The organism is Rahnella perminowiae (assembly GCF_019049755.1).
In the GTDB taxonomy this organism is placed as follows: Bacteria; Pseudomonadota; Gammaproteobacteria; order Enterobacterales; family Enterobacteriaceae; genus Rahnella; species Rahnella perminowiae.
Genome location: NZ_JAFMOS010000632.1, coordinates 1 through 17213 on the forward strand (window position 1 = coordinate 1; position 17213 = coordinate 17213).

Annotated in this window: 23 protein-coding genes, 4 tRNA genes and 1 pseudogene; 12 read left to right on the forward strand and 16 right to left on the reverse strand. The window is 49.7% G+C overall.

The annotated features are described in order from the left end of the window. The 9 genes and pseudogenes from J1785_RS23200 to J1785_RS23235 form a co-directional block, all read left to right on the forward strand. A pseudogene (locus J1785_RS23200) lies at positions 1–261 on the forward strand (hypothetical protein); the annotation flags it as partial. A 276-nt stretch (positions 262–537) separates the two neighbouring features. After that, positions 538–732, forward strand: a complete 195-nt coding sequence (locus J1785_RS23205; RefSeq protein ID WP_129991574.1) for a hypothetical protein — start codon at positions 538–540, stop codon at positions 730–732. Positions 733–943: 211 nt separating this feature from the next. Continuing rightward, positions 944–1147 (forward strand): tail protein X, encoded by a 204-nt coding sequence (locus J1785_RS23210; RefSeq protein ID WP_217220884.1) that lies wholly within the window; start codon positions 944–946, stop codon positions 1145–1147. Continuing rightward, positions 1138–1359, forward strand: a complete 222-nt coding sequence (locus tag J1785_RS23215) for an HP1 family phage holin (protein WP_015695945.1) — start codon at positions 1138–1140, stop codon at positions 1357–1359. Before J1785_RS23210 ends, J1785_RS23215 begins: the two co-directional genes overlap by 10 nt. Continuing rightward, a complete protein-coding gene (locus J1785_RS23220) occupies positions 1340–1849 on the forward strand; it encodes a lysozyme (protein ID WP_217138223.1) in 510 nt (169 codons plus the stop codon). The genes J1785_RS23215 and J1785_RS23220 overlap by 20 nt, the downstream gene beginning before the upstream one ends. Next, positions 1850–2275 (forward strand): Rz-like lysis system protein LysB, encoded by a 426-nt coding sequence (gene lysB / locus J1785_RS26835; RefSeq protein WP_129991577.1) that lies wholly within the window; start codon positions 1850–1852, stop codon positions 2273–2275. Beyond that, a complete protein-coding gene (gene lysC / locus J1785_RS23225) occupies positions 2166–2408 on the forward strand; it encodes an Rz1-like lysis system protein LysC (protein WP_266060980.1) in 243 nt (80 codons plus the stop codon). The genes lysB and lysC overlap by 110 nt, the downstream gene beginning before the upstream one ends. Continuing rightward, positions 2371–2505: a hypothetical protein gene (locus tag J1785_RS26900; RefSeq protein WP_268839009.1), complete on the forward strand. Its 135-nt coding sequence runs from the start codon at positions 2371–2373 to the stop codon at positions 2503–2505. The genes lysC and J1785_RS26900 overlap by 38 nt, the downstream gene beginning before the upstream one ends. 71 nt (positions 2506–2576) lie before the next feature. Then, entirely contained in the window at positions 2577–2756 is a 180-nt protein-coding gene (locus J1785_RS23235; protein WP_129954609.1) for an ogr/Delta-like zinc finger family protein, read from the forward strand. Between the two features lie 92 nt (positions 2757–2848). Here J1785_RS23235 and rplS read toward each other — a convergent pair whose 3' ends face one another. From rplS to ffh, 5 genes are all read right to left on the reverse strand, one after another. Further along, entirely contained in the window at positions 2849–3196 is a 348-nt protein-coding gene (gene rplS / locus J1785_RS23240; protein ID WP_013574038.1) for a 50S ribosomal protein L19, read from the reverse strand. Positions 3197–3244: 48 nt separating this feature from the next. Beyond that, positions 3245–4018: a tRNA (guanosine(37)-N1)-methyltransferase TrmD gene (gene trmD / locus J1785_RS23245; RefSeq protein ID WP_013574037.1), complete on the reverse strand. Its 774-nt coding sequence runs from the start codon at positions 4016–4018 to the stop codon at positions 3245–3247. A gap of 67 nt (positions 4019–4085) precedes the next feature. Then, positions 4086–4634 (reverse strand): ribosome maturation factor RimM, encoded by a 549-nt coding sequence (gene rimM, locus J1785_RS23250; RefSeq protein WP_129954608.1) that lies wholly within the window; start codon positions 4632–4634, stop codon positions 4086–4088. Between the two features lie 18 nt (positions 4635–4652). After that, positions 4653–4901, reverse strand: coding sequence for a 30S ribosomal protein S16 (rpsP, locus tag J1785_RS23255; RefSeq protein ID WP_015689395.1), 249 nt, complete (start codon positions 4899–4901; stop codon positions 4653–4655). 178 nt (positions 4902–5079) lie between these two features. After that, entirely contained in the window at positions 5080–6441 is a 1362-nt protein-coding gene (gene ffh / locus J1785_RS23260) for a signal recognition particle protein (protein WP_129954607.1), read from the reverse strand. 164 nt (positions 6442–6605) lie between these two features. On the opposite strand from ffh, the gene J1785_RS23265 reads away from it, so the two are divergent. Continuing rightward, on the forward strand, positions 6606–7397 hold the full coding sequence (locus J1785_RS23265; protein WP_129954606.1) for a cytochrome C assembly family protein: 792 nt from the start codon (positions 6606–6608) through the stop codon (positions 7395–7397). 16 nt (positions 7398–7413) lie between these two features. Next, the gene (locus J1785_RS23270; protein ID WP_217220888.1) at positions 7414–8703 is read left to right on the forward strand and encodes an HlyC/CorC family transporter; all 1290 of its coding nucleotides are present in this window, start codon (positions 7414–7416) and stop codon (positions 8701–8703) included. 69 nt (positions 8704–8772) lie between these two features. Here J1785_RS23270 and luxS read toward each other — a convergent pair whose 3' ends face one another. From luxS to J1785_RS23310, 8 genes are all read right to left on the reverse strand, one after another. Continuing rightward, positions 8773–9288, reverse strand: coding sequence for an S-ribosylhomocysteine lyase (gene luxS / locus J1785_RS23275; RefSeq protein ID WP_129991587.1), 516 nt, complete (start codon positions 9286–9288; stop codon positions 8773–8775). A gap of 157 nt (positions 9289–9445) precedes the next feature. Next, on the reverse strand, positions 9446–11017 hold the full coding sequence (gene gshA, locus J1785_RS23280) for a glutamate--cysteine ligase (RefSeq protein WP_129954603.1): 1572 nt from the start codon (positions 11015–11017) through the stop codon (positions 9446–9448). An 85-nt stretch (positions 11018–11102) separates the two neighbouring features. Next, positions 11103–11531 (reverse strand): YqaA family protein, encoded by a 429-nt coding sequence (locus tag J1785_RS23285; protein ID WP_129954602.1) that lies wholly within the window; start codon positions 11529–11531, stop codon positions 11103–11105. After that, the gene (gene yqaB / locus J1785_RS23290; protein WP_129954601.1) at positions 11528–12094 is read right to left on the reverse strand and encodes a fructose-1-phosphate/6-phosphogluconate phosphatase; all 567 of its coding nucleotides are present in this window, start codon (positions 12092–12094) and stop codon (positions 11528–11530) included. Before yqaB ends, J1785_RS23285 begins: the two co-directional genes overlap by 4 nt. 320 nt (positions 12095–12414) lie before the next feature. Then, positions 12415–12491, reverse strand: a tRNA-Arg gene (locus J1785_RS23295). Positions 12492–12672: 181 nt separating this feature from the next. Continuing rightward, a tRNA-Arg gene (locus J1785_RS23300) sits at positions 12673–12749 on the reverse strand. A gap of 109 nt (positions 12750–12858) precedes the next feature. Then, positions 12859–12935, reverse strand: a tRNA-Arg gene (locus J1785_RS23305). An 8-nt stretch (positions 12936–12943) separates the two neighbouring features. After that, positions 12944–13036: transfer RNA gene (locus tag J1785_RS23310), tRNA-Ser, on the reverse strand. Between the two features lie 149 nt (positions 13037–13185). Here J1785_RS23310 and J1785_RS26905 point away from each other — a divergent pair. Next, positions 13186–13308 carry a hypothetical protein gene (locus J1785_RS26905; protein ID WP_274388859.1) on the forward strand — a complete coding sequence of 41 codons (123 nt, stop codon included), beginning with the start codon at positions 13186–13188 and terminating at the stop codon, positions 13306–13308. A 53-nt stretch (positions 13309–13361) separates the two neighbouring features. On the opposite strand, the gene csrA is transcribed toward J1785_RS26905, so the two are convergent. The 3 genes from csrA to recX form a co-directional block, all read right to left on the reverse strand. Further along, positions 13362–13547 carry a carbon storage regulator CsrA gene (gene csrA / locus J1785_RS23315; RefSeq protein ID WP_000906486.1) on the reverse strand — a complete coding sequence of 62 codons (186 nt, stop codon included), beginning with the start codon at positions 13545–13547 and terminating at the stop codon, positions 13362–13364. A gap of 256 nt (positions 13548–13803) precedes the next feature. Then, a complete protein-coding gene (alaS, locus tag J1785_RS23320) occupies positions 13804–16431 on the reverse strand; it encodes an alanine--tRNA ligase (RefSeq protein ID WP_217220890.1) in 2628 nt (875 codons plus the stop codon). Positions 16432–16569: 138 nt separating this feature from the next. After that, a complete protein-coding gene (gene recX / locus J1785_RS23325) occupies positions 16570–17124 on the reverse strand; it encodes a recombination regulator RecX (protein WP_238483350.1) in 555 nt (184 codons plus the stop codon). Between the last annotated feature and the right edge of the window lie 89 nt (positions 17125–17213).

Genomic DNA, 17213 nt, shown 5'->3' on the forward strand with positions numbered 1-17213 from the left:
CAGACAGAACAATTGCTTTACCGCCGCCCGCGCTTAACCGGAGAGCCGGGCAAGGTTTTCCGGGCGGCTGGTGGTGGAGTTGCCCCGCGTGCCGCGCTCAGCAGTCCGCTGGAAAAGCCCCTGACTCGTGATTTTTGTCAGCGCCAGCAAATGGCCCTTTCTCAGCTGGCAACGCTGCCCCGTTGCCTGCGAACACTTTTATATCAGCGATATACCTTTTTGCTGGAAACAAAAGGGGTCGCGCTGCGTTTCATTTCCTGATGACAGTTTTCACACAACGCTTGTGGCCGCGTATTAAACAGGTCAACGCGAGAAACAATCTGAATCGTCAAATCTCGCAAAAGCTACTCATGGAAGAAGAAACGTTTAACCGCCTCCCGACCTAATGATGACGGTCTGAATTGATACAAAAACCACGCCAATAAAAATTCATTCATAAATTCAATGAATTATAAATTTTGAAATACCCTGACTGTTGACGTATTACATCAATTAAAGAATACTGTATATAAACACAGTATCTGGCGAGGGGAGAAAATGGAAAACCTGACTAAACAACAGCTAACGTTGTCCAGGATACAATTGATCGCAGACATTTCGCAGACGGCGCAATGCAATCCAAAAGAATTTCTGGTCGTGATGTCACTGATCTCAGAGCTGGCCAGCCAGGCGCTGACTGACGAAAATCAGGACGCTGTGTATTGCAACGGGAGCGCTGACGACACCCACTGATTGCCAGACTCCGCAGCGGTAGTCATCAACATTGCTGGCGCTTGCCCGACCGGTTTCCCTCCGGAGTAAGCGCCCCGCCCTCTCCCTGTCTTCACTGCCTGCTTATCTGTTGTGCCAGCCGTTTCACACCCCTCTCAGATTGTCTCCCGGCGTGCTATTACGCAGACTGAACTCACCCCCTGACGATTTCATTCACTTGCGGAGAAAACCCATGAAAATCTATGCACAACAGGGCGATACCCTCGATTCCCTATGCTGGCGCTATTACAACCGCACGGTGTCCGTCGTCGAAAAAGTGTATGCCGCCAATACTGGCATCGCGGATTTAGGCCCGTTATTACCCCATGGCACAGCCGTCGATATGCCAGACATAGCAGAACAACCCGTACAGGAGGTTCTCAAATTATGGGACTGAATACAGAACGCATCAGTTCAGGCTGTGCCTATTTTATAGCCACCTCGCTGACCTGGCTTGCCAGTCTGACCTCGCAAGATGTTGCCTTTCTGATCGGCTCAGCAGTGGGTGTCGGCACGTTTTTGATCAACTGGTACTACCGGCGCAAAAGCTACCAGTTGCTGGCACGTAAAAGCCTGAGCAAAGACGACTATGAAAACCTCAACTCTTAAACGCTGCAGCGTTGCCGTCGTGTTAGGGCTGATGGCGGCATTGCCGGGCTACCTGTCATTGCAGGTGTCGGAAGAAGGATTGCGGCTGATCACCGACTTTGAAGGTTGTCAGCTGCAACCCTATCAGTGCAGCGCCGGGGTATGGACCAGCGGTATTGGCCATACGGCAGGCGTTAAACCGGCACGGGAAATAACTGAACATCAGGCCGCTGAAAACCTGCTGGCCGATATTCAGCAAACCGAGCGTGCCATCAAAAAATGCATGCCGGTCACGATGCCTCAACCGGTTTTTGATGCTGTGGTGTCCTTCAGTTTTAACGTCGGTACCGGTGCCGCGTGTAGATCAACACTGGCGTTTTTCATCAACAAATGGCAATGGCGACAAGCCTGTGATCAGCTGCCACGGTGGGTTTTCGTCAATGGCGAACGCAACCGGGGTCTGGAACGCAGGCGAAACGCCGAACGTGCCCTCTGCCTGAAAGGGATATGAATGCGCATATTTCTGGCCGTTCTGGCCGCAATGACTTTGCTGGTTGCCATGTTGATACTTTCCAACCGCTCATTACAGCACGACCTCGATAAGAGCCGTCAGCAACGTGATGCCCTGAGCACACAGTTACATCAACGGGAGCAGTTGATCATCCTGTTAAACCAACAAATGCGTCAGCGTGAACAGGCGGAACTGTCATTACGCAAAAACCTGAGCGCCGCTCAACAGGTGATGCAAGCCCGTGAACAACAAAGGCTGAGGAGCCTCTATGAAAATTCGCAAACCCGTCAGTGGGCTGACAACGGGTTGCCTGCTGATATTAGCCGGCTGCACCAGCGCCCCGCCTTCAGCTCCGCCAGCGATTATTTACGTTGGCTGTCCGGCAGTGAGTTCCTGCCCGATACCGGCCAGTCATCCCGCCACTAACCAGGACCTGAGTGCCGATATTCTTCAGCTGGAATCTGCGCTGATGGATTGCGGCTTACAAATTGAAGCCATCAAACAGTGTCAGGAGGCACAACATGCAAAAACCGATTCAGTTGCAACAGCGGCTCATTGATTCAGCTCTGCACGAAATCAATGAGAAAGGTTTTGCTACCATGTTGAATCTGAAGCCTTATGTTGCATATACGACCTATAAATCTTCAATTTCATAATATTAACTTGCTTTTGCGAGTCATGGGTTTCATAATGACCTCATCGCTTACCTGTCATGCCGGAGGTTTTTATGATGCATTGTCCGCTTTGTGGAAAGGTCGCCCATACACGCTCAAGCCGTTATCTGAGTGAATCAACAAAAGAACGCTATCATCAGTGCCAGAATATTGAATGCAGTTGCACGTTTGCTACGCATGAATCGGTCGCCAGGGTTATCTCAAAGCCGGGTAGCCAGCCTTCTGCTGCGTAGTCAATATGTGGTCATTGATGCAAAAAAAAGGGGTTAGCCGATGGCTAACCCCTTGTTCTATATTAACTAGTAGATGTCGCGTTAGCGATACCTTAGTTAAGACGCTCTTTAATACGAGCAGACTTACCAGTACGCTCACGCAGGTAGTACAGTTTAGCTTTACGAACGGCGCCACGGCGTTTAACAGTAATGCTGTCGATTACCGGGGAGTGAGTCTGGAATACACGCTCAACACCTTCGCCGTTAGAAATTTTGCGAACAGTGAATGCAGAGTGCAGACCGCGGTTACGAATAGCGATAACCACGCCCTCGAATGCCTGCAGACGCTTTTTAGAACCTTCAACGACCCATACCTTAATCTCCAGAGAATCACCTGGACGGAATGCAGGTACGTCTTGCTTCATCTGCTCTTGTTCGATTTGTTTAATGATATTGCTCATAATATGTCTCTTACCCTAGGTAAACTGATATATCGGGACGGCCTCGCGTTATGCTTTGGCGTTCCCTTCATAGTTTTGTTGACTAAGCCGATGTTCCTTTTGGAACTCTCTTAGCAACACCTCTTGCTCGTCAGTCAGAGCTAGGTTTTCCAGAAGTTCAGGTCTTCTAAGCCAGGTTCGACCCAGCGACTGTTTCAGGCGCCAGCGACGTATATCAGCATGATTTCCCGACAGTAAAACTGGCGGTACCTCCATGCCTTCCAACACTTCAGGGCGGGTATAATGGGGACAATCCAACAATCCGTCAGCGAAAGAATCTTCTTCTGCTGAAGCCTGACGACCCAGAACACCCGGTATAAAACGGGAAACTGAATCAATCAGAGTCATTGCCGGCAACTCTCCACCGCTAAGAACATAATCGCCAATTGACCATTCTTCATCAATTTCGGTTTTGATTATGCGCTCATCGATCCCTTCATAACGGCCACAAACCAGAATAATTTTCTGATGAGCCGCCAGTTCGCAAACACCGGTTTGATCCAGCTTGCGCCCCTGAGGTGAAAGATAAATCACTTTCACACCTTCGCCTGCCGCTGCTTTTGCTGCATGAATGGCTTCCCGTAAGGGTTGCACCATCATCAGCATTCCGGGACCACCGCCGTAAGGGCGCTCATCCACGGTACGATGTCGATCGTATGCGAAATCACGTGGACTCCAGCAATTTACGCTCAACAGGCCATTCTTAACTGCCCGGCCAGTTACCCCGTAATCCGTAATTGCGCGGAACATTTCAGGAAACAGGCTAATTATACCGATCCACATAGCCTACCCCTTCCAAATGTTTGACCGCTCAACCAGACCTTGTTTACATGAGTAAACACTACGGAGGTCAAAAACCAGGATCCCAATCTACTTCAACAGTGCGAGTAGTGAGATCGACTTTCTTGATAACCTGCCCATCGAGGAACGGAATCAACCGCTCCTTGAGTCCGAAGGCATCTTTCAGGTTGGCTTTAACTACCATCACATCGTTAGAACCGGTTTCCATCATATCGATGATTTTGCCCAGTTCGTAACCGGAAGTTGTCACTACCTGGCAACCAAAAAGGTCTTTCCAGTAGTAGTCACCGTCTTCCAGTGGAGGCAGTTGCTTTGAATCGACAACAATTTCGCAATTGGTCAGAAGATTCGCCGCATCCCGATCATCAACGCCTTTGACTTTGATAATCAGGTCCTGAGTATGGCGTTTCCAGCCTTCCAGCTCGACAACTTGCCATTTACCGGCACGCTGGATAAACCAGGGCTGGTAGTCAAAGATGCTTTCAGCGTCTTCGGTGGATGAAAACACTCTGAGCCAACCACGAATGCCGTATGTTGAACCCATTTTGCCAAGGACTAACGGCTCAGCGGGTACCACTGGATTGGATTGCTTGCTCATTGCCACCACCGCGACAGATTAAGCTGCTTTCTTAGCGTCTTTGATCAGCGCAGAAACGCGATCAGAAACGGTAGCACCCAGACCAACCCAATGGGCAACACGGTCCAGATCCATACGCAGTGCTTCAGCCTGGCCAGAAGCCAATGGGTTGAAGAAACCTACGCGTTCGATGAAACGACCGTCACGAGCGTTGCGGCTGTCGGTCACTACTACTTGATAAAACGGACGCTTTTTTGCGCCGCCACGTGCTAAACGAATTGTTACCATAACATCCTCTTTAGTTAATAAAACAACCAGACCCCATCGGGGAACGGGGTCTGGTTGCAATATAAAAAGCCCGAAAATTTTACTCATTTTGGCGCAAAAAGCAATCTAAAGCGTAGAAACCTTAGCCACCATTTTGCATGAGCCGCCTATATGGCTGATATATAGGCAGTGACGTCGATTAACGGCCAGGGAAACCCGGTGGCATCATACCTTTCATGCCACGCATCATTTTCGCCATGCCGCCACTCTTCATTTTCTTCATCATGCGCTGCATATCGTCGAACTGCTTAAGTAAGCGGTTGACGTCCTGCACCTGCATGCCGGAACCCATCGCGATACGACGCTTGCGGGAGCCTTTAATAATCTCTGGCTTAGCGCGCTCTTTCAGCGTCATCGAATTGATGATCGCTTCCATCCGCACCAGCACTTTGTCATCCATCTGGGATTTGACGTTATCCGGCAACTGACCGACACCCGGCAGTTTGCTCATCATACTCGCCATGCCACCCATATTACGCATTTGCTTGAGCTGCTCGAGGAAATCGGTCAGGTCAAAGCCGTCGCCTTTTTTGAGTTTGCTGGCCAGTTTTTCTGCCTGCGCGCGGTCAACTTTACTCTCAATGTCTTCGATAAGAGAGAGAACGTCGCCCATGCCCAGAATACGGGAGGCAATACGATCCGGATGGAACGGCTCCAGTGCATCGGTTTTTTCACCCATACCCAGGAATTTGATCGGTTTGCCGGTGATATGACGAATCGACAGCGCAGCACCGCCACGGGCATCACCATCCACTTTCGTCAGGATCACACCGGTCAGCGGCAGCGCTTCGTTGAACGCTTTTGCGGTATTCGCAGCATCCTGACCGGTCATGGCATCGACAACAAACAAGGTTTCCACCGGATTAATCGCGGCATGTACCTGTTTGATTTCGTCCATCATCGCTTCGTCGACGTGTAAACGACCGGCAGTATCGACAATCAACACGTCGTAGAATTTCAGTTTCGCCTGCTGCAGGGCACGGTTAACGATATCAACCGGTTTTTCCTGCGCGTCAGACGCGAAGAAATCCACTTCAACTTGTTGCGCCAGGGTTTCCAGCTGCTTGATCGCCGCAGGGCGATAAACGTCGGCGGACACGACCAGTACTTTTTTCTTTTTCTTTTCTTTCAGGAACTTCGCCAGCTTACCGACGCTGGTTGTTTTACCGGCACCTTGTAAACCTGCCATCAGCACCACAGCCGGAGGCTGTGCCGCTAAGTTGAGTTCGGTGTTAGCCTCACCCATCGCGGTTTCCAGTTCTTTCTGGACAATTTTGACGAATTCCTGACCCGGCGTCAGGCTCTTATTGACCTCATGGCCAACAGCGCTTTCCTTCACCCGGTTGATGAAGTCACGTACGACCGGCAGCGCAACGTCCGCTTCCAGTAACGCCATACGCACTTCACGTAATGTCTCTTTGATATTCTCTTCGGTCAGCCGCCCGCGGCCGCTGATATTGCGCAGTGTGCGCGACAATCGATCGCTTAAATTCTCAAACATCGTCTCTTGCTCAACGTAATGACAGGCCGCTTTTGCGACGTAATTGCGGGATTATAACACGAAGTGCGGACGATCTCTGCTTTGGCATCTCAGATAGGTTGGAGCGTGACGCGGGTAACGTTATACTGCGGTTCTCATTCACTTTTCGATGCAACCGAAACGCTATGTCAGTTTTTGCTCTCGTCGCCATGTTGGCCTATCTGTTCAGCCTTGCACTGATTATTCCGAGCATCATCCGGAAGAACAGCGCATACCGGCGCTTAGCACTGATGTCTGTTGTGGTGGCACTGGTTTGCCACGCCGTGGCGTTGCAGCAGCGTATTTTTGATGTCAGCACCGGCCAGAACCTCAGCCTGGTCAATATCGGCTCGGTAGTCAGTTTAATCATCGGAACGGTAATGACCATCGTCGCCTCGCGCAATCGCGGCTGGTTCGTTTTGCCTATTGTTTACAGTTTTTCGCTGATCAATCTGGCGTTCGTGACGTTTCTTCCGGGTGAGTTCATCACGCACCTTGAGGAAAGCAAAGGCTTACTGGTACATATCGGCCTGGCATTATTCTCTTATGCTACGCTGATGATTGCCGCTCTTTATGCGTTGCAGCTGGCATGGCTGGATTATCAGCTGAAGAATAAACGCCTGACGTTTACGGCTGATATGCCGCCGCTGATGAGTATTGAACGCAAACTTTTTCACATCACCCAGATTGGCGTGATTTTACTGACACTGACGCTGTGCACCGGATTACTGTATCTGAACAACCTGTTCAGCCCGGAGAATATCGACAAGGCCGTCTTATCGATACTGGCATGGTTCGTTTATATCGTCCTGCTGTGGGGCCATTATCACGAAGGCTGGCGTGGCCGTCGCGTGGTATGGTTCAGCATGGCGGGCGCCATCCTATTGACCCTTGCCTATTTTGGCAGTCGCCTGATCCAGCAAATCATGGTTCATTAATTAAAAGGAATACCCGTTGGAGCACGTCTCAACAACAACCCTGATCATCACATTGATCATCATGGTGGTGGTTTCGGCTTATTTTTCAGCCTCCGAAACCGGTATGATGACACTCAACCGTTACCGGTTACGTCACCTGGCTAAACAAGGTAACCGCGCGGCGCGGCGCGTCGAAAAGCTGTTAAAACGCCCGGATCAGCTGATAAGCCTGGTACTTATCGGCAACAATCTGGTCAACATCCTTGCTTCCGCTCTGGCAACCATTGTGGGTATCCGTCTGTACGGCGATGCCGGTGTGGCAATTGCCACGGGCGTCCTGACATTTGTCGTTCTGCTGTTTGCAGAAGTGCTGCCTAAAACATTTGCCGCACTGAATCCTGAACGTATCGCCTTCCCGAGCAGCATTTTGTTGCGTCCGCTGCAGACCATTATGATGCCGCTGGTGTGGATCCTTAACAGTCTCTCGCGTTTGCTGATGAGAATGTTCGGCATCAAAACCACCACCAGCCTCAGTGATGCCGTCAGTAAAGAAGAACTGCGTACCATCGTGAACGAGTCTCGCTCCAATATCTCGCGCCGAAATCAGGACATGCTGCTTTCCGTGCTTGATCTGGAGAAAGTTTCTGTTGATGACATCATGGTGCCGCGCAATGAAATCGTTGGTATTGATATCAACGACGACTGGAAGTCGATTATTCGTCAGCTTACTCACTCGCCTCATGGCCGTATTGTGCTTTATCGGGACTCACTCGACGACGCAATTGGGATGTTGCGTTTGCGCGAAGCTTATCGCCTGATGACCGAGAAAAAAGAGTTTACCAAAGAAAATCTGCTGCGCGCCGCTGATGAGATTTACTACATTCCGGAAGGCACCCCGCTGAACATTCAGTTGGTAAAATTCCAGCGGAATAAAAAGAAAGTGGGCATCGTGGTTGATGAATACGGTGATATTCAGGGGCTGGTCACGGTTGAGGATATCCTCGAAGAAATCGTCGGCGATTTCACAACCTCAATGTCACCGACGCTGGCTGAAGAAGTCACGCCACAAAGCGATGGTTCAGTGCTGATTGAAGGCAGTGCGAACGTGCGGGAACTGAATAAAGCCTTTAACTGGCATCTTCCCGCCGAAGAAGCAAGAACGATCAACGGCATGCTGCTGGAAGTACTGGAAGAGATCCCGACAATCGGAACCAGCCTGCGCATTGAAGATTATGAAGTTGAGATCCTGGATGTACATGACAACATGATTAAACAGGTGCAGGTCCGGCCATTACAACCGTTGCAAAGCACTGTAAATCAGCACTAACCTTCTGAATTTCAGACATAAAAAAGACGCGAACTTTGCGTCTTTTTTGTCATCAACACCAACTAAAAACTAGATGTGCAGTTCAGACAATTTCTCTTTTGGCAGAGCCAGATCATCGTTACGGTTCACGACAACATCATGATCGATAATGTGTTGTGCGATTTCCTGGGCTTCCTGCAGGGAATGCATTTCGTAAGTCCCGCACTGGTATTCATTCAGCTCTGGGATCTGGCGCTGTTCTTTCACTTTCAGAACGTCAGCCATTGCTGCTTTCCAGGCGTCAGCAACCCGTTGCTCTTCCGGCACACCGATCAGGCTCATGTAAAAACCGGTACGGCAACCCATCGGAGAAATATCAATGATTTCCACACCGTTACCGTTCAGATGATTACGCATGAAACCCGCAAACAGGTGCTCAAGCGTATGGATACCACGTTCCGGCATCACTTCAATGTTCGGGCGGCAGAAACGCAGATCGAACACAGTGATGGTATCCCCGTGCGGGGTATTCATGGTTTTTGCGACGCGAACAGCAGGTGCTGCCATACGGGTATGGTCTACGGTAAAGCTATCCAACAGTGGCATATCGTCACCTCTCCTAAATAAATTAATTTTTTTTGCGAACTCAGGAAACCTTTTCCCAGCATGCGGGTCTTAATTAGTGAAAGACGCGCATTTGTTATCATCATCCCTGTAAACAGAGATGTTTATTTGGCCACATTAATTGTGGCCTTTTTCTTTTCTACTTATCACTACTGCCTGCATTTGCAGCCAGGTATTCTTCAAAGCTTAGCTTATCACTGGCTTCCAGGTTGCGCTGACGCTGCCATGAACCATCCTGCTCAGCCAGCAGGGCACTTTCATCCAACACTTCCAGCGGTTCACTCACCAGCATCTGCCGATATTTTTCCGCCAAGTCCAGCCCGAGGTTACCGAGGCCCTGCTGTTTCAGATCTTTGAGGATGCGGGCAGAATAAGTCAGTTCAGGATCATCAAACGCAGCAGCTAACTCTTTACACACATCCTGGTAAAGATGATCACCGTTTTGATTATCCATGACCTGAGCCACCCGATTCAGATCAGCAAACAATGCTTTGCCGACGCTGGCTAATGGCTGACGTTCATCGTTACACCCAATACCAATTGTCTGACCCGGTTTACGCCCTTCAAGGATGACGCGGTTCCAGTTTTTGCGCGTACAAAGCAACTCATCACTGTTCATTTCCGGCGCATCGGCTAAAGCACACCATACCAAAAACAGATCCAGGAAACGCGCCTGGGTTGCATCGATACCGACTGGCGAGAACGGATTAACGTCCAGCGAACGGACTTCAATGTATTCAATCCCGCTGCGCATCAGCGCATCCGAAGGGGTTTCACCCGATTTGGTGACGCGCTTAGGCCGGATTGGCGCATAAAGTTCGTTCTCAATCTGTAACACATTGGTGTTCAGCTGGAGATACTTGCCGTCCTTTTTCACCCCCATTTCCGCATATTCAGCAGACGGTGTGCGGATCGCTTTCTTCACACCCTGAACATAGGTGTTCAGATCATTAAAAGTGATACCCAGATTGCTCTGCGACTTATTCGTATACCCTAAATCACTCAGGCGCAACGATGTCGCATAAGGCAGATAACACAAACCGCCTTCGGTATATTCAAAAGGCAGATCCGTTACACGGCCTTTCAGGAATGAGGAACAGATTGCAGGCGACGCACCAAACAGATACGGGATCACCCAACCAAAACGGTAATAGTTTCGGATGAGTTTGAAATAACCTGCAGAGATGGCCTCTTTCCCGCTTTCGGTATCGGTAACACCCAACCGCTCCTGCCAAAACGTCATTGGCAACGAAAAATTGTAATGGATGCCGGAAATTACCTGCATCAGTGCGCCATAACGGTTTTTCAGGCCTTCGCGATAAAGCGTCTTGAAACGCCCGACATTCGAGGCGCCATATTGTGCCAGTTCAATATCCTGCCCTGATTCGATAAAGCACGGCATGCTGAACGGCCACATACGCTCGTCACCAAGCTCACGGGCCACGTGACGATGAATATCACGCAGAAACGCCATCAGATGTTCAATATTGTCATCGACGGGCGTAATGAATTCTAATAAGGCTTCAGCAAAATCGGTGGTGATCCAGCGATGCGTCAGAGCTGAACCTAAAGATTCCGGGTGTCCCGTCGTCGCTAATGAACCATCAGGATTAACCCGAAGCGTTTCACGCTCGATACCACGACGAATACCTTTTAATGCCTGAGGGTGGGCTTCCAGCCAGGAAAGCGCCTGAGATACATCCGGGATCAAATTGACCTCCCGTTCGGTGAAACCATTAATTTGCAAGCATACTGAATCTGCATAGATGTGACCATAATTGATAGCTGATGCCAATCTAACCGAACCATGAGAGCCCCTCCAGCGTTACAAAAGTCAAAAGTATGTAACGCACCGCTTTTCCGATAAACATGAAAAAGACTACAGGCCCCCACGGCATTCGCAGCCAACCTGCTAATACACACAACACATCACCCATCACCGGTAACCAACTTAGCAATAATGCCGGGGGTCCGAAGCGCTTCAGCCAGCCTTGTGCAATATTGAGTCCACGCTGAGGCTTAAGCTGTGGCAGAAAGCGTCCGATGATGACGTTGGTTATGCCGCCTAAGGTATTGCCAACAGATGCAGACAAAACCAGTGCAGCTGGCATTGCGCTGCCAGCTGACAATAAAGCCACTAATAAAACTTCTGAATTTCCAGGCAGTAATGTGGCGCTTAAAAAGCTGCTGCCGAATAAGGAAGCCAGCGCCAGGGCGCTACTCACAGCTTACGTACGTCCACAAAATCCATATTGGCGCGTTTTGCTGCCTCAATACCGAAATCTGCATCTTCAAAGACGACACATTTTTCAGGAGGCACGCCGATCAGCTCCGCACAGCGCAAAAACGTGTCCGGTGCCGGTTTGTGGTTCTTCACATCGTTGGCACCTACAATCGCATCAAAGTAATCGCGCAATCCTAAATGTCGTAACAATGCATCCGCCATCCAGTGCTCGCTGCCCGTTCCTACCGCCATTGGCCGGCGCCCATGATAGGATTTGACGACATCAATTAGCGGTAAAGGCCGCACGGTATCGAGTAACATTTCCTGCACTGCAGCCGTTTTCTCAGCTGCAAGAAGATGGGGATCCATCTCAACATTATTACTGTCTATAACAAACCTGGCGATGTGCCAGGTCGGAGAACCATTCAGAGCAACCATGGATGCGACATCAAACTGCATATTGTATTTGGTCAATACCTGATGCCATGCCTTACGGTGCGTAGGTTCGGTATCCAATATGGTGCCATCCATATCAAATATTAGCCCTTCGTATCGATCGTACATCGGGATGCTCCGTGATCACGAAAAAACTGGAAAACTACTTTATCGCAAAGTCTGTAGAAAGTCGCATTTTGTCCACGTACACAGCACATACGAACACGTCAGAAAGGCCAGAAAAATGAAAAAGAAGAGGGAGAAACAGCTGCGAAATGTAAAAAGCAAAAAACCCGCCGAAGCGGGTTTTCTAATCTGGTGCACCGAGGAAGATTACTCGGCAGGGCCTCGCTCTGCGGGCCGTTGCTAAAGCAACGTTATTTTCCTTCGTGCTACCTTCATGCCGGAGGACTCTATACGAAAGCCGTCGCTCAAACATGTTTAGAATATGGTGCACCCAGGAAGATTCGAACTTCCGACCGCTCGGTTCGTAGCCGAGTACTCTATCCAGCTGAGCTATGGGTGCAGGGGGGTAATACTGATTTTTTTTCGGGAAATACTTAGAGAAAGAATGGTGCACCCAGGAAGATTACTCGGCTATCGCCTCGCCCTGCGGGCCGTTGCTTCAGCAACGTTATCTTCCTTCGTGCTATCTGCATGTTGAGAACAATGTAAAATCTTATCATCGCTTCAACATACACAAAATATGGTGCACCCAGGAAGATTCGAACTTCCGACCGCTCGGTTCGTAGCCGAGTACTCTATCCAGCTGAGCTATGGGTGCATTTTGATTCTTACTGCAGATTTACCTGACCATTTTCCTTACTGCATCCGCTTTTGCGTTTGCCCGTCACGCTCATTTGATTGCAAATCAACATACGTTCAGGAAAGTATGGTGCACCCAGGAAGATTCGAACTTCCGACCGCTCGGTTCGTAGCCGAGTACTCTATCCAGCTGAGCTATGGGTGCATTTTAAATGGCGGTGAGGCGGGGATTCGAACCCCGGATGCAGCTTTTGACCGCATACTCCCTTAGCAGGGGAGCGCCTTCAGCCTCTCGGCCACCTCACCATACGCCTCTTTCGAGTGTGCTGACTAACTTTGTTCAAGCTCATCGGCACTGCGTGGCGCACATATTACTTTCTGGCCCTTATAAGTCAAACCCTTTTTTCCTAACAATCACCCGTTTGGACATTTCACGCGCAACCTGAGCAGTTTGAATGCAAAAAATGACCGTGAACGCGAAAAAAACGCCTTCATTTTCAGGAAAAGACAACACGGGAGATAAAACACACGAAGAAATTAAAAAAGAAAATGCAGGGAAACGAAGGAGGGATAAGTGATAAGGCACATAAAAGAGGTTCAGCGCCTCGCCATTAGCGAGACGCCTCGTAAATCAGTAACTCGACTGTTGAGACTTTTCAGCCTGAATACGCTGATAAATCTCTTCACGGTGAACAGAGACCTCTTTCGGCGCATTCACACCAATGCGCACCTGATTACCTTTAACACCTAAAACGGTAACAGTAACCTCATCGCCAATCATGAGGGTTTCACCAACTCGGCGAGTTAGAATAAGCATTCTTTGCTCCTTGAATAATTAAAAGAGTCGGGTCTCTCAGTTTCCCGGCCATTATCGATCATAAGCGGGTAAAACGTAAGCCATGACCCCTACATAAAATGTAAGCAGCCTGCAACTTCAGCCATGTGTACTTTAAGTTTAGCCGATATCATCATTGTCGCGACTTTAATCGCGAAGCTTACAGCGCCATTAAGACTGAAAACGCCATACAGCACAATAGATTATGGCGTTTTCATGGTTAGCTATTTATTTCTTATTACAGCTTAGCTTCAACCCAGGCTTCAACCGTCGCCAGAGCGGCAGGTAATGCCTGCAAATCACTGCCGCCTGCCTGAGCCATATCTGGACGACCGCCGCCCTTTCCACCGACCTGCTGTGCCACAGAAGCAATCAGCTCACCGGCTTTAACACGATCGGTCAGATCTTTCGTGACACCAGCAATCAGGCTGACTTTATCATCAGCAATGGTTGCCAGAACGATAATCACTGATCCCAGCTGATTTTTCAGGTCATCAACCATCGTACGCAGAATTTTAGGCTCTACGTTATCCAGTTGACGAACCAACAGCTTAACCCCTTTCACTTCTTTCGCCTGGCTGGACAGTGAGGCACTTTCCTGCGCGGCTTGCTGACCTTTCACCTGCTGAAGTTCTTTTTCCAGTACACGTGAACGTTCAATCAAAGAACGGATTTTATCGGTGATGCTGTTCACATCGCCTTTCACCAAATGCGCCACATCCTGGAGCAAATCGCTTTGCTGATGCAGTGCATTAATCGCGTTTTCACCGGTAATCCCTTCAATACGACGAACACCAGCTGCAGTACCGGATTCACTCTGAATACGGAACAAACCGATATCGCCAGTACGGCTGGCGTGCGTACCGCCACACAATTCGGTAGAGAAATCCCCCATGCTCAGTACACGAACGCTGTCTTCATACTTCTCACCAAACAGCGCCATTGCCCCTTTTTCTTTCGCTTCGTCCAGATCCATGATGGTGGTCTGGATAGGCAAATTGCGACGGATCTGAGCATTCACCAGATCTTCTACCTGACGGATTTCTTCTGGTTTCATTGCTTCAAAATGCGAGAAGTCGAAACGCAGATAGTTATCGTTAACCAGAGAGCCTTTCTGAGCCACATGCCTGCCCAGCACCTGACGCAGCGCAGCATGCAGCAAGTGCGTTGCAGAGTGGTTCAGACGGATGCGGTCACGGCGTGCGGCATCAACTTCTGCTTCGACACTGTCGCCGACACTCAGTTTACCCGCGTTCAGTGCGCCCTGATGGCCGATCGCTTTACCATATTTCTGGGTATCAGAAACAGAGAAGATGCCAGCAGCCGTTTTCAGAACGCCTTTATCACCCACCTGGCCACCAGACTCACCGTAAAACGGCGTATCATCCAAAACCACAATAGCATTAACGCCAGCCTGAATATCATTCACGGGCTGACCATCGACAAACAACGCCACGACTTTGGAATGGCGCTGCAGATGTTCGTAACCGGAGAACTGAGTGACGCCATCAACACGCACCATGCTGTTATAGTCCGCGCTGAAACCACTGGACTCACGCGCACGGCGGCGTTGAACGTCCATCGCTTTTTCGAAACCGGCCTCATCCACTTTCAGATTACGCTCCCGGCACACGTCAGCAGTCAGATCCAGCGGGAAACCAAAGGTGTCATACAAACGGAAAGCAATTTCGCCGTCCAGAGTGTCGCCTTCCAATGCGGACAATTCTTCGTCCAGCAACGCCAGTCCACGTTCCAGGGTACGGGCAAACTGTTCTTCTTCGGTTTTCAGCAGTTGCTCAACCATCGCCTGCTGTTCTTTAAGTTCCGTCGCAGCCGGACCCATAACTTCAATCAGCGGAGCAACCAGTTTGTAGAAGAAAGTGTCCTTCGCGCCCAGCATATTGCCGTGACGGATTGCACGACGAATGATACGACGCAGCACATAGCCACGGTTTTCATTCGATGGGATCACACCGTCCGCAATCAGGAATGCACATGAACGGATATGGTCAGCAATAACGCGCAGTGATTTGTTGGTCAGATCGGTCGCGCCAGTGACGTCTGCCACTGCCGCGATCAGTTTCTGGAACAGGTCGATATCGTAGTTGGAGTTCACATGCTGCATAACCGCCGTGATACGCTCAAGCCCCATCCCGGTATCTACAGATGGTTTTGGCAGAGGCAACATCGTGCCGTCAGCCTGACGGTTGAACTGCATGAACACCAGGTTCCAGATTTCTATATAACGGTCGCCATCTTCTTCAGCAGAACCCGGAGGGCCGCCCCAGATGTGATCGCCATGATCATAGAATATCTCAGTACAAGGGCCGCACGGACCGGTATCGCCCATCTGCCAGAAGTTATCAGAAGCGAATGCACCGCCTTTATTATCGCCAATGCGGATAATACGTTCTTTTGGAACGCCGACTTCTTTCTCCCAGATGTCGAAAGCTTCGTCATCAGTCTCATAGACGGTGACCCACAGCTTCTCTTTCGGCAGGTTGAACCACTTTTCGCCGGTCAGTAATTCCCAGGCGTAGTTGATGGCATCGTGCTTAAAGTAATCACCGAAGCTGAAGTTACCCAGCATCTCGAAGAAGGTATGATGACGTGCGGTATAGCCGACATTTTCGAGGTCATTATGCTTACCGCCCGCACGTACACAACGCTGAGACGTGGTGGCGCGGTTGTAATCGCGCTTATCCAGACCGAGGAAAACGTCTTTAAATTGGTTCATCCCGGCATTGGTAAACAACAGTGTCGGATCGTTTGTCGGGACAAGCGAACTGCTTGAAACAATGTTGTGTCCCTTACTATGGAAGAAATCGAGAAACGCTTGACGGATCTCAGCGGTGCTCTTGCTCATAAATGTCCCGGAATCATGCTGGAAGAACGGCTCTTGAGCCGGATAACGCTGTATATGACAGCAATCTGTACAGCTCACGAACGAAAAAGTGCGGATAAGATAAAATTTCTGCGCGGGGAAGTAAAATACCGTATGCGGTCAATCGTCAAAATCGCGATAAATAGACTGTATTTCTTCCTGAAAGAAGCCCCGATAGAGTAAATAACGCAGAACTTTCGATTTTTCCTTCCAGTCGGTCGGTAAATTTTCACCAAATTTCCTGACTGCTAAATCCCGTGCCAGAACACACCAGTCAACATCAGTATTTTCCAGCGCCACGGTGATGATTTCTTTATCGACACCTTTTTGCAGTAATTCCGAACGAATGCGCACCGCACCGTAACCTTTGTGACTGCGACCAGAGATATAGCGGCTGGCAAATTTGGCATCATCGAGCCAATGATGTTGATAGCAGTAATCAATCACCGCCTGCACATGTTCTTCCGAAATGGCTTCTGGCACAGGCCGTGGCTCAGGTTTACCTCTCACCGCTTCTTCGTCAGCAAATGCACTTTGCTCCGGCTTTTTACGCGATAACCCACTGTTTTTCTTATTCTGAGGTTTAACAAAAGGCATCGGTGGAGTGAGCAACTTACGACGCAACTCGGCTTCACCGTGATCACGCTGAGAAAGCAAACGCATAGCGCGGTTCATCAGCGTGTTGATTTTAGCCGCATCACCCTCTTTTTTTGGGGGCTCAAACAGCGTGGACTCACTGTTCTGCGCCACTTCTTCCAGCAGTT